We start from the raw sequence: 12,396 nt of genomic DNA, 5'->3' as shown, positions 1-12,396 counted from the left end.
AAATCAAAAGTTATTGTGTATCGCGTATACAACGTACATTAAACGCGAAATTTTTGTTATTGTTCCCCTGTCCCATAGTAACGGCAGTCTGATCTGTTACTAAACGAGCAGCATTTAGCGCGGCAGTTTCCGGTGCAATTGATAAGCTGGTCCAATAATAGCCTGCACTTCCTCGAAATTGAGAAACACCCACAACAGTGCTATTTACAGTAGTCGGCGTAAAAACGCCCCCGGATGGAAATGTGAGCACGACGTTGCGATCGCGAAGGCTGCGAAACACCTTCGCGGTAGCATAATTTGTAGTACTAGCCGTCCAAGTAGTTCCCACATTATCACTCTGGTTTTGCGTGGTACTGGCCACTAGAAGATTCCATTCGGCCCTTGTGGGAACCCGCCACCCCGTCGGACAAGGATCATTTGTCGTATTTTTTGCAGGAACAGGCGTGGTCTCTGACCCTAGATTCCAAGCCGTAAGACTTTCTTCCCTGGTATTCCAATGCGTACCTGTTTGATTCGCTGTAGTGCTACCGTTTCCGCGAGGCGTTATTCTACCCCATTGGTAGTAATTGCCGATATGATCCCGAAACCCGATCGAAGCCGTCGCGTTGGGCACATCTGGATTAGCGACTGTTGAGCCGAGGTTTCTGCGCATCCAATATCGTCCACCAATAAATGCAGCCTCTACTCCGCCTATAGTCTCGAAACCGTCTTCGGGATTTAAGCGCAGACGTACCGTATAGGCAAATCCTGGCAAAATACTGATATCGCTAAAATTAATAGGCGTTGGTCTTTCCAACGGCCCCACGATTAACGACGCAATAGACAATGTTCCTGCTGTTGTATTATTCGAAAAGTACGCCACATTGGAGGCCCACTGTGCTGCTGCCGCGGTGCTTGGATAGGACATCGTGCGTGCCGCTGTTGATCCGCCGAAATTGGTAATTGTGCCCGTACTTAAGTTAACTGTTGCTGTTCCTCGTGTATTTCCTAACGTTGTTGTTCCTACACTTGTAATTAAATATCCGTTGGTAGCGGTCGCATCGATCACAACCTGCATAGGCGATGTCAGGTGCCTTAAGATAACATTTAGATTCACGGTAGCCTGCGAAGACACGGTAATCAAGCCCGAGTTAAATAGCATAAAGCCGTTTGCTACGGGTGCATTCGCTATCGTAAAGTTGGAGACTGTCGTTCCGGTCAGGTTTTCCGTCGGTGCCGTGTTTGTATTATAGGAGTAGGCAATAAATGTATACTGACCATTGGGTAACTGCATCGCAGCACCATCAGCGGGCGTGACGGTTCCGTTAGCAGCGATGGTATATACTTTTGCTTGAACGAAGTTCCCCGCACTGTTGTATGCCGCAAGCCTAAACGATATGGCGCGCTGTATAGGATTAACCACCACTGCCGCACGGTTTCCGCCTGAAGAAGACTTCGCAGGGCTAGGTCTGTAAATCGCTGGCTCGGCCGTCACCTCGGCGCTGATATAAAAACCATTTTCCAAAGGTATTTCCTGCATCTGTACAGCAGTCGAAATATTCGAATTTGACCTATTTGATGATCTGGAATTAGTGTTGGATTGTCCGCCGAAGGTTACATCCTGTTCATCGTACTCTTCTCCTCCTAGGCTTACGTTGAGCGTAACGATCTCTTGTCCGTAGTCATTGTCGGTTTTACAGGAAAACAAGGATGACACGACTAAAATCATCGTGGCGATTTGTAGCAATCTAGTGTTCATAAAATAATGTGTTAAGAATAAACTACCAATCTAATTCTCTTTCCTGCTCCTGTAAATCGAACTGCTCTCGCACTTGGTTGCCGCTATTCGTCGGGGTGACGGTGGTTGAACTAGCAGCAAGACCCATTTCCATGTGTACCATGGTAACGATACTTTCAGGTGCCGTGTAAGCTTTTGAAATCTTGTTTTTTGGTCTTTTGTTTTTGTGGATGTGAAAATTCATGTTGTCGCTTAATTTTAAGTAATACATATATAAAAAAGTTCATCACATTGTCATGACCAATCATTCTACACCTTTAAAGAACCTGTAAACACGGCGTGATTGCAACTTTACAGGTGTAAAAAATTAATCATAGTTCGTAAACAGAGGGGCATTGAGCATTGCGTTTAGGAACTTCTTATCCGAATCTTATTTCAAGAGCCATAATCAGCTACAAGAAAACAGGGAAACATCTTTTCCGCATCGTCTTTTCAAATTTCGCGCCACCTTTAACTAATAGCAAACTAAATAATTAAAAAAAGTTTATTTCCTTAAAAAGAAATTTACTTCTGGCGACGCGAACATACGAAAATTAGGAATAAACCTGCGCATACTCGCACCAATTAAAAGTAACTTCACGTATAAAATACAGCGCATTTTATACACCTCATTCCTTAAGCGTATGTTTATGCAAAAAACAACAACGGACAGCTCTTCGCTATTTTCATCAACACAATTGAAATTTCCCATTTTTATGTAAATTTGACTAGATGTAAGTCACGTGTGTAGGTCTACGTGCTAAAAACAGCACAACCTTATAGCATGTAGGCGTTAACAAAACCGCTATGAAGAAGTTGTACGACTTATAAGAACAACTGTAAAAGTTGTTACAGCGTAAAAGACATATTATAAAAAGATAATGAGCAAAATACTAGTTACAGGCGGAACCGGATACATTGGTTCGCACACCGTAGTAGAACTACATCATGCGGGCTATACCCCGATAATCATCGACGATCTTTCTAACTCCAACCTGCAGATCTTGGATCAGATTGAAAAAATTATCGGCGTAAAGCCAGAATTTCACCAGTTCGATCTCTGCGATGTGTCTAAAGTCGAAGAGTTTGTAAATAGCCATGCGGATGTAACGGGCATTATTCACTTCGCTGCCTCTAAGGCTGTGGGTGAATCCGTAGCAAAGCCGTTAAAATATTACCGCAATAACTTCTTTTCGTTGATTAATTTGCTCCAGGCTTACCAGGAAAAGCCGGTAAACTTCGTGTTTTCATCGAGCTGTACGGTTTACGGCGAGCCGGATGTACTTCCTGTTAACGAGGCGGCACCTGTTAAGAAGGCTACGTCACCTTATGGCAATACCAAACAAATTGCCGAGGAGATCTTGGAAGAAACCGCGAAAGCCTACAGTAATTACAACGTGATTGCTTTACGCTATTTTAATCCGGTTGGCGCACATGATTCGGCCTTGATTGGTGAGCTACCTCTTGGCGTACCTCAAAATCTCTTGCCTTTCATCACCCAAACGGCTATCGGTAAAAGAGAAAAGTTAACGGTTTTTGGTGGCGATTATGATACTGTTGATGGAAGCTGTGTCCGCGACTACATCCACGTGGTTGATTTGGCAAAAGCACATGTGGCAGCAATTAAGTTGTTGGAGAAAGGAAATCCGAATGGCACGTATGATATTTTCAATGTAGGTACAGGCATTGGCTATTCGGTTTTCCAAACAATTGCGGCCTTTGAAAAAGCTTCAGGACAAAAATTGAATTACGAAGTAGGGCCTCGGCGCGAGGGTGATGTTGTGCAAGTATGGGGCGACGTTAGTAAATCCAGTGCAGAGTTAGGTTGGAAGGCAGCCCTCGGCATCGACGAAATGATGTCATCGGCTTGGGCCTGGGAGAAATATTTACAGCAAAACCCAATAGCATAAGCGAGGACACGAATATAATAGAGGCTATTTTTACGCCTCTATTTTTATGTCTTTTTTGTACTGATCGCCGTAGTACTTTTCTTTGAAGCCCAAGTTTGGCGTCAACCAATAAAGTTGAATAACACGTGAATAGCGGAAATTGAACCCCGCTAGCACGACCGCCGTGAGACTGCAAGCTATTAAGTACAACCAAGGTGATTCGGAATGACCAGAAAGTACATAAGTCGCGATGCACACCGCAATAAATTGTGCCACGTTCAATGCATAACTCACAAACATGGAGACATAAAAAAAGCCAGGTTCCATTTCAAATTTCAGGCCGCAATGGGGGCAGTATTTCAGCATTTTCTGTCCTTTTAGACCTAGCAAACTGCCCGTGAACATTTTACCGGTTCGACAGCGCGGGCAGAGACATTGCCTTGCTGCCTGAAATTTGCTGATTGTATAAGTACTTGTATTATCCATTTTGTTCATGTGTTAATTGCATACTGCGGCGAAATTCATCGGGCGTGAGCCCTGTCGCTTTTTTAAAAAATTTTGTAAAATACGAGTTGTCATTAAAGTTCAGCGCATAACCAATATCTGCTATGGCATGATCATGAATGACCAGCAAGCGTTTTGCTTCTAGCACGATTCTGTTGCGAATAAGTTCACCGGCAGAAATCCCTAAAAATTCGTTACTGAGCGCATTTAAGTGGTTCGGCGTGATGTACAGCATCGCGGCATAATCCTTGGGCAACCGCAACGTTTGGTAATTGCGTTCTATTAAATCCAAAAAATTACGCAGCAAGGTATGGTTGTACACGTTGGTTTCCGAGCCCCTGCTCGCGCCGCGTTGTTTTTCTAGTACATGAAAGAGGTACAACAAAGATACGCGGGCGAAGTCCTCATCAGCTACATTTTCCAACAAGCGGGTCAAGATGTTCAAAACAGCAGCGCGTTCTCGACTCTCTATCATAAACACCCCGTCTTTCACCAAGCCTGAAAAGAAAGAAAAGTTTGCTATACCCTCCGGACGCATCAGGAAGTTTTTGAAAAAATCCCTATTGAAATTGACCACAAAACCGGCTATACTTCCTTCAAATTGCCAACTGTGAATCTGGCCGGGAGACATGAAATAAATTTGCCAGGGCTGTACCTCAAATCGTTCAAAGTCTATACTATGGGTTCCTCCCCCTGCCGTAAATAGTAAGAAATGGTAAAAATTATGCCGATGCGGAAAAATCAAATCATGATTACGATTCAGATAGGTCGCCAAATCTTCCACCATTAAATCTCCACCTTGGAAGCTATTGGAAACCGTACATTGCTCTATCACAGGTATTTTCAACGCCATACACAAAGGTACCTGCATTTCGTTAAAATAAATGGTACAATTTCCTCGAATAATGGTACTTTTTACTGATTATTTATTTTTCACATGCTGAATAGCGCTATCGCTTTCGAATACAGGCTATAGTTCTTATTTTTAGCGTGAGATCGATACACATACTACATGTCACTTCATAAGCAACCGGAATTAAAAAATGCAGTCTTAAACTTACCACAAAAGGAAAAAGACAAACTTTTGGTGCGTTTGGTAAGCAAGGATAAGATGCTTATGAAGCAACTCCACTTTCAATTGTTGGAAAACCAACTCGATCTGGAAGATCGTATTGAAAATTTACGGGAATCCCTCCGTGATCTGTTTTCTACCAACCGCTACACAATTAAGAATATCCCCCAGTACAGCAACTATAAGGAACTGCAAACTTTGCTACGCCAGGGCAGCGGATTAATCAATGAACACGAGAAAGTGACCAAAGACAAATACAGTGAAATGGAATGTCGTATCTATCTGTTAAAAGAAGCGTTCGAACGCTTTCCGCGCCTTTTCGAAGCATCCGGCGTGCATGCGGCCTTCAAGCTTCAGATCTATGTCAAAGCCCGTCTAAAAACCACGTCAAACAAGTTTGATAAACTACACGAAGATCTTCAATTTGACCTCAGCGACGATATGCAGCAGGTTCTTGATTTTGCAAACAGCAATCATCTTATCTAGCATGCCGTGTAAGGTGCTTCTCCGCTTTGAAAGCGGATCGTGCTCGTAAGACGATTCCTTGTTTATCGATGTACAGCTATGCTCTTTTAGCAAAAACGTTTCAGATTTCAAGCGGTCGTAGAAACCTTGAGCCATACATAATTGTTCCATAGCATTATAGTTTCCGAGCGAATAATGAATAAGGATAAATGAGCGTTTTCCAGGGTATTTGTTTTTTATCCATATATGCTTGATGTTTCAAGGCTCTGTATTCTGATTCGCTCCAATAATTTCTTAAATTCGCAAAAAAGTAAAGGTAGCAAGTGGGCATACAAGACGTTATAGAAAAATACAAGCACAGCGACGAGGTGCAGGAGCTGGTAAAAGCTATACAGCAAAAAAATCCAAAAATACAACTCAAAGGTTTAGTCGGTTCCTCTGATGCCATGGTAGCCGCTGCCGCCTATAGCTTACAAGAGCGGCCTTATATTTTTATCCTTCCGACGCACGAAGAAGCCTCTTATTTCCTCAGCGATTTAGAGAGCATTTTAGATAAGCAAATCCTATTTTTTCCAGCCTCCTTTCGCAAGGCATTTGAGTTCACACAGACAGATGCCGCCCATGTATTGCAACGAGCAGAGACCCTAAGCGCGCTGAATCATACCTCCGAGCTGCCAAAGATGGTCGTCACCTATCCGGAAGCCATCGCCGAAAAAGTGATCAACCGAGACGATTTGGATAAAAATACATTAGCAATCACTGAACACAGTAAACTCAGTATTGAATTCATCAATGAATTTCTTTACGAGTATGATTTTGACCGGGTAGACTTTGTCTACGAACCGGGACAATTTGCCATTCGCGGTGGTATTGTCGACATCTTTTCCTTTTCCAACGATCTTCCCTATCGCATTGAGTTTTTTGGTGATGATATTGAAAGTATAAGAACCTTTGATATCGAATCACAGCTATCCGTGGGCAAAATGCACACGGTGACCATCGTGCCAAACGTACAGGCAAAGTTCCTGAGCAACAATCACATCTCACTTTTAGAATACGTAGATGGGGATAGTGTCTTCTGGCATAAAGATGTTCAATTCACGATGGATGTTATCAAAGATGGCTATAAGAAAGCCGCCGAATTTTGGAAAGCGCTGCCAGAAAAGGATATTAAAATGAATACGGAATGGGTCGATCCCCGGGTGACGTTCACCACGGACCGAACATTCAGCGAAATGCTTTTCGAATTCCCAAACATTGAATTTGGTAAGCAGTTTTACTACAAATCGGATAAAACCATTCCCTTCGACACCCATCCGCAACCCTCTTTTAACAAAGATTTCACGTTGTTGATCCACAACCTTAAAGAAAACGAAAAGCAACGTATACAGAACTTAATTTTCTCGGATTCGACAAAGCAAATAGAACGCATTTTTGCTATTCTGGAAGATATTGAAAATTCAACCACCTTCACACCCATACACCGGGGGCTTCGTGAAGGCTTCCGCGACGACACCTTGAAACTGGCCTGTTACACCGATCATCAGGTATTTGATCGATACTATAAGTACAAGCGTAAAAAGGGGTACGAGCGCTCGCAAGCGATTACGCTAAAAGATCTACGCGAGCTGAAGCCGGGCGATTACATTACGCACATCGATCATGGCGTAGGGAAATATGCCGGTCTTGAAAAAGTAGAAGTCAATGGAAAAACGCAGGAAATGATCCGTCTTATCTATGCAGACAATGATTTACTATACGTCAATATTAACTCCTTAAACCGCATATCAAAATACTCTGGCAAGGAAGGTACGTTGCCCAAAATGAACAAATTGGGTACTGATGCTTGGGATAAACTGAAGAAAACAACCAAAAAGAAGGTAAAAGACATTGCGCGCGATTTGATTAAGCTTTACGCCCAAAGAAAAGCGCAAACAGGTAATGCGTTTAGCCCAGACAGCTATCTACAAAATGAGCTGGAAGCCTCATTTATCTATGAAGATACGCCCGATCAGGAGAAGGCAACCAATGATGTTAAAAAGGATATGGAATCGCCGCATCCGATGGATAGATTGGTTTGTGGTGACGTTGGCTTTGGCAAGACGGAAGTCGCCATTCGTGCGGCGTTTAAAGCGGTGGCGGATAGCAAGCAAGTGGCGGTTTTGGTACCGACAACTATACTAGCGCTACAGCACTACCGCACGTTCAGCGAACGCTTGAAAGGCTTTCCTGCTAATATCGATTACATTAACCGCTTTAAGTCGTCCAAGCAGATCAAGGAAACTTTAGGAATGCTGGCAGCTGGCGAAGTCGATATTATTATCGGCACGCATCGCTTGGTGAGCAAAGATGTCAAGTTTAAAGAGCTTGGTTTGATGATTATCGACGAAGAGCAGAAATTTGGGGTGTCCGTAAAGGAAAAGCTGAAGGTGATGCGGGCAAACGTAGATTCATTGACCCTAACGGCAACGCCTATACCGCGTACCTTACATTTTTCGTTGATGGGAGCAAGAGATTTAAGCATCATATCTACCCCTCCCCCAAATCGTCAACCCGTACAAACGGAGCTGCATGTATTTAACGAAACGTTGATCCAAGAATCTGTGGCTTTCGAATTAGAGCGCAATGGACAGGTCTTTTTTATCCACAACCGGGTGGCCGATTTGAAGCAGCTTGGGGCCATGATCCAAAAGCTGGTGCCCGGCGCACGCGTTGGCATTGCACACGGGCAGTTGGAAGGTGACGATCTAGAAGATGTGATGCTGAAGTTTATCAACCATGAATTCGACGTGTTAGTGGCGACCACCATTATTGAAGCCGGCCTCGACATTCCGAACGCGAATACCATCATCATCAACCACGCGCACATGTTTGGGCTCAGCGACCTGCACCAAATGCGCGGGCGTGTAGGTCGATCCAACAAAAAAGCTTTCTGTTACTTGCTCAGTCCGCCGCTATCGACTTTGACTAACGAGGCATACAAACGCCTTTCCGCTTTGGAAGAGTTCTCGGAGCTGGGCTCAGGTTTCAATGTCGCTATGCGCGATCTGGATATTCGTGGTTCTGGAAATCTCTTAGGTGCTGAGCAATCGGGCTTTATTGCCGAAATCGGCTTTGAAATGTACAATAAAATCTTGGATGAAGCCGTGCAAGAGTTGAAGGACGACGAATTCGGCGAGCTATTTGCGGATGATAAAAACCGAAAGTATGTCAACTTTACGCAGATCGACACCGATCTAGAGGTTATGATTCCGGATGAATATGTGACAAGTATCGGCGAGCGCTACAACTTGTACAACGAGATCGCCAAGCTAGAAAATGAACAGCAATTAGCTAGTTTTCAAAAAGAACTGGAAGATCGCTTTGGCCCAATACCGGCACCAGTTTTTGAACTGTTCAATACACTCCGTTTACAATGGATGGGCAAGCAGATCGGATTTGAGAAAATCTCGTACAAGAAAAAGGTGTTGAAAGGATACTTTCTCAACAATCCAAAATCCAGTTATTTCGAATCGGATCAATTCGGTAAGGTTTTAGCTTTCGTACAGGAACATCCGTCCATTTCTAATTTGAAAGAAGTGAAAAATCAACTGCGGTTAGCGTTAACGAATGTTAATAGCATAGACTATGCACTAAATCTACTCCGTAAGATGGCCTAATGCCATCTTACTGTAGCCAGTCGTTATGATCATCCGCTACTTTTTAGTGCCAAAGCAAGGTACCCGCATATTACTATAATCTACTAAATAAGTAGATTTTTATTACCTTTGATCAAAACCTACCATTGCATGAAAAACTTGGAAACAACCCTTATTCATCAGGGAAATCAGTATAACACCACTAAAGCTGTTGTCACGCCGATCTTTCAGACTTCCACCTACCTGGCGGATGCCGATCTTTCGGCTTATATTGAGGCTGCTACGGCAACCAAACATCCAGCGTTTTATCATCGGCATGGTAACCCTACGAATAGCCAGGTGGCTGAGCTTATTGCAACATTGGAGAAGACCGAAGATGCGCTGGTATTGGCTACAGGAATGGCTGCCATCAGTACGGCTATACTTGCTATCGTCAAGGCCGGCGATCACATCGTTGCTCAACATGCCCATTACTCCGGCTCGACTTTATTTCTGAAAGAATTTTTAAGTGACTATGGTGTGGAAATTACGCATGTTGATCAAACAGATAATGAAGCTTTTGAGGCGGCCATACGGCCGAACACCAAACTTATCTACGTGGAAACGCCATCGAATCCAAACTTGGATCTAACCGACCTGGCGTTTATCGGACAATTGGGCAAAAGGTTGGGGATCACAACGATGGCCGACAACACCTTTGCTTCGCCCATCAACCAAACACCCCATGATTTTGGTATTGATGTCATTGTACATAGCGCGACCAAATATCTCGGTGGCCACAGCGATCTCACGGCAGGCATAGTCTGCGGTCCAAAAGCATATATCGAGCGTGTTTGGCAGCGTTCGCTCGTGTTGGGCGCATCATTAAGTCCTTTCGATTCTTGGCTGTTGCTGCGCGGTCTGAAAACCCTTGCGCTTCGCGTTAGGCAGATCAATGAAAACGCGCTAGCCTTAGCAACTTGGCTAGCCGAAAACCCCTTGATCAAACGCGTTCGCTACACAGGCCTTTCCTCCCATCCGCAATATGAACTTGCCTGCAAGCAGATGCAAGGGTTCACAGGCATGATCTGCATAGAAATCGACGGCAAAAACGAGGAAGAAGAATTTTTGCGGGCACAGACCATTTTAAGCAGGCTGAAACTATTTATCAACGCAGCTAGTTTAGGCGGCGTAGAATCCTTGATTGTGCATCCGGCGAGCATGTGGGGGGCACACCACTCGTCCACACAAAAACAGAACGCGGGCATCACCCGAGGCATGCTACGCATCTCTGTAGGCATAGAACACATCGACGATCTTATTGCCGACTTCCAGCAGGCTTTTGCGGGATTATAGCGCTAAAAGATAATCGGACTTGAAAGTACCTATTTAGCTATTTCTTGCATAGCCCTAGAGACAATTTTAATATTGGTGGTTGCCACTCCGTGTAGTTTTGCCAAGTCTGGCCAAGTCGCCAGCGCAGCGCGCGTTTGATCTATAATTTCAGCAATCAACTTTTTGGGAAGCTTTATCTCGTCACCAAGTTTTAACAAATGGCTTATTCTCGGATTCTTACCCTCGCCCATTACCATAGTGCTTTGCTCGCCATTTGGCCCGCGGGAAAAAGTAAGGTCATAAGCAGGGGCTAGCCTCCAACCGCCTTTTTCATCCATCAAAAAACTAAAGTTTTTTCCATGATCGTCTCGATTGTGAGCCAAGACATTGAATACTGCTAGCCGATACATTTTTTCAACTTCCCGAATATCTTTCGTTAGCATGCTTGTCAAATTGAGCAAGTCTTCGTAATCCAGCGAAGGAATTCTAAAATCACTATGTAGCAAACCACTTACAGTGGACATATGAAACTTTATGTTGCCATCGCGATCAAAGCGTTTCACAGCGAAATAACCCGCCGTATTTTGTGATGAAAACAAATGCACATCAGGCATCGCTACTCCAGCCTCTTTAGCCATCAGGGCATATACGTATTCGATAGCGCCAGCATCCGATCCGTCCTGCCTATTTGAAAATTTCACTAGCCAGGGTTCAAACCCCTGCGGCATCTCTCGTGCGCCGGAAGTAATATGCCGTCGGTCATTATCCACAGCAATTAGCGCTTTTGGACGCGCCCCCGCAGATGATCCATTAAGCGCTATCAACTCCGTGAGTACCTCCTCTGAACTACCCTGAATTACTTCTTCGGTCTGTGTGGCTAGATGATCAAGGTCAACAAATTCCTGACCATCTGACACGCTGATATCCGGTTCATACGTTAACGCACCCATACCAAACGACCCAACATAGGCCAAGCGATCAAGGGAAGAGATGCTATCGGGAAATATGCCTTGCGAGCGCAGCAAACGATCCATAAGAAGTCGGCCCCAACCGTCAGGTAAGCTATCATTGAAAACCCCGGCCAAACCCTCAAATGGACGTCTAGGGAATTCGACAACACCTCTTTGCAAAGGCAACCCTATGGGCGATATTTCTATTCCCTTTTGGATCAACGCATCATCATATTCGAAATAGATAACACCGTTACGCATCGCCATACGACCAACAGGATAGCTTTCTGTTCCAAAATCCAACGCTACGCTTACTTCTCTAATTGATCTACTCATCTTTTTCGTCCTCTTTTTCGCGTATTATATATGTTATCATCCTCCTTCAACACATCGTCTATCGACGCAAAAGCGGCTTTCGGAGGTCGTAGTGCCTCGATCACCTCTTCGGCACCTCCAACAACCATCAAAAGCTTGACGAACGACGCTAAAGAAATTGATCCTTTTTGTTCGAATTTCCGCAATGTAGGAAGTGCAACACCAGAACGATCTGCAAGCCCTTCTTGCGTGAGGTTCATCGCGAGTCGCTTTGCACGGATCTGCTCGGCAATTTGAAGTTGTGCTTTTGATGGAGAAATAAATAATACCATAATATTATTAGTGATGCATTAATGAATATACTAATATAATGATATTACTTCTGAAATAAAAGAGCTCATCAAACTTACACGCTACAATTTTTCTACAACGAACCTCGCCGAACACGTAAACAGCTCCAGCAATGACGCGCACTTTGATAACGGACCAGATC

10 protein-coding genes are annotated in these 12,396 nt (G+C 44.1%); 4 read left to right on the top strand and 6 right to left on the bottom strand.

Translation table 11 applies throughout. The features are described from left to right. Positions 1-10: 10 nt before the first annotated feature. A complete protein-coding gene (locus B0I21_RS08965; protein WP_133640139.1) occupies positions 11-1,738 on the bottom strand; it encodes an FISUMP domain-containing protein in 1,728 nt (575 codons plus the stop codon). A gap of 22 nt (positions 1,739-1,760) precedes the next feature. Further along, positions 1,761-1,961, bottom strand: coding sequence for a hypothetical protein (locus tag B0I21_RS08960; protein ID WP_133640138.1), 201 nt, complete (start codon positions 1,959-1,961; stop codon positions 1,761-1,763). A 676-nt stretch (positions 1,962-2,637) separates the two neighbouring features. Here B0I21_RS08960 and galE point away from each other — a divergent pair. Beyond that, positions 2,638-3,666 (top strand): UDP-glucose 4-epimerase GalE, encoded by a 1,029-nt coding sequence (gene galE, locus B0I21_RS08955; RefSeq protein WP_133640137.1) that lies wholly within the window; start codon positions 2,638-2,640, stop codon positions 3,664-3,666. A 30-nt stretch (positions 3,667-3,696) separates the two neighbouring features. Here the strand turns inward: galE and B0I21_RS08950 are convergent, their stop codons facing one another. Together B0I21_RS08950 and B0I21_RS08945 are read right to left on the bottom strand one after the other, a co-directional pair. After that, positions 3,697-4,140 (bottom strand): DUF983 domain-containing protein, encoded by a 444-nt coding sequence (locus B0I21_RS08950; RefSeq protein ID WP_317130177.1) that lies wholly within the window; start codon positions 4,138-4,140, stop codon positions 3,697-3,699. Next, positions 4,124-5,002, bottom strand: coding sequence for a helix-turn-helix domain-containing protein (locus B0I21_RS08945; protein WP_133640136.1), 879 nt, complete (start codon positions 5,000-5,002; stop codon positions 4,124-4,126). Before B0I21_RS08945 ends, B0I21_RS08950 begins: the two co-directional genes overlap by 17 nt. A gap of 159 nt (positions 5,003-5,161) precedes the next feature. Here B0I21_RS08945 and B0I21_RS08940 point away from each other — a divergent pair, with 159 nt between their 5' ends. The 3 genes from B0I21_RS08940 (at position 5,162) to B0I21_RS08930 (ending at position 10,659) form a co-directional block, all read left to right on the top strand. Continuing rightward, positions 5,162-5,707, top strand: a complete 546-nt coding sequence (locus B0I21_RS08940) for a hypothetical protein (RefSeq protein WP_133640135.1) — start codon at positions 5,162-5,164, stop codon at positions 5,705-5,707. A 302-nt stretch (positions 5,708-6,009) separates the two neighbouring features. Beyond that, positions 6,010-9,345, top strand: coding sequence for a transcription-repair coupling factor (gene mfd / locus B0I21_RS08935; protein WP_133640134.1), 3,336 nt, complete (start codon positions 6,010-6,012; stop codon positions 9,343-9,345). A gap of 129 nt (positions 9,346-9,474) precedes the next feature. Next, positions 9,475-10,659 carry a trans-sulfuration enzyme family protein gene (locus tag B0I21_RS08930; protein ID WP_133640133.1) on the top strand — a complete coding sequence of 395 codons (1,185 nt, stop codon included), beginning with the start codon at positions 9,475-9,477 and terminating at the stop codon, positions 10,657-10,659. 29 nt (positions 10,660-10,688) lie between these two features. Here the strand turns inward: B0I21_RS08930 and B0I21_RS08925 are convergent, their stop codons facing one another. Continuing rightward, positions 10,689-11,924, bottom strand: a complete 1,236-nt coding sequence (locus B0I21_RS08925; protein ID WP_133640132.1) for a type II toxin-antitoxin system HipA family toxin — start codon at positions 11,922-11,924, stop codon at positions 10,689-10,691. Further along, positions 11,921-12,235, bottom strand: coding sequence for a helix-turn-helix domain-containing protein (locus tag B0I21_RS08920; protein ID WP_133640131.1), 315 nt, complete (start codon positions 12,233-12,235; stop codon positions 11,921-11,923). Before B0I21_RS08920 ends, B0I21_RS08925 begins: the two co-directional genes overlap by 4 nt. Between the last annotated feature and the right edge of the window lie 161 nt (positions 12,236-12,396).

It is taken from the genome of Sphingobacterium paludis (assembly GCF_004364125.1).
Lineage (GTDB): Bacteria > Bacteroidota > Bacteroidia > Sphingobacteriales > Sphingobacteriaceae > Sphingobacterium > Sphingobacterium paludis.
This window is presented reverse-complemented; position numbering and strand designations above follow the sequence as displayed.

Excerpts from the sequence above, each read along its gene's own strand:
- B0I21_RS08965 (WP_133640139.1), bottom strand. The coding sequence starts at position 1,738 with ATGAACACTAGATTGCTACAAATCGCCACGATGATTTTAGTCGTGTCA.
- B0I21_RS08960 (WP_133640138.1), bottom strand. The coding sequence starts at position 1,961 with ATGAATTTTCACATCCACAAAAACAAAAGACCAAAAAACAAGATTTCA.
- galE (WP_133640137.1), top strand. The coding sequence starts at position 2,638 with ATGAGCAAAATACTAGTTACAGGCGGAACCGGATACATTGGTTCGCAC.
- B0I21_RS08950 (WP_317130177.1), bottom strand. The coding sequence starts at position 4,140 with ATGAACAAAATGGATAATACAAGTACTTATACAATCAGCAAATTTCAG.
- B0I21_RS08945 (WP_133640136.1), bottom strand. The coding sequence starts at position 5,002 with ATGGCGTTGAAAATACCTGTGATAGAGCAATGTACGGTTTCCAATAGC.
- B0I21_RS08940 (WP_133640135.1), top strand. The coding sequence starts at position 5,162 with ATGTCACTTCATAAGCAACCGGAATTAAAAAATGCAGTCTTAAACTTA.
- B0I21_RS08930 (WP_133640133.1), top strand. The coding sequence starts at position 9,475 with ATGAAAAACTTGGAAACAACCCTTATTCATCAGGGAAATCAGTATAAC.
- B0I21_RS08925 (WP_133640132.1), bottom strand. The coding sequence starts at position 11,924 with ATGAGTAGATCAATTAGAGAAGTAAGCGTAGCGTTGGATTTTGGAACA.
- B0I21_RS08920 (WP_133640131.1), bottom strand. The coding sequence starts at position 12,235 with ATGGTATTATTTATTTCTCCATCAAAAGCACAACTTCAAATTGCCGAG.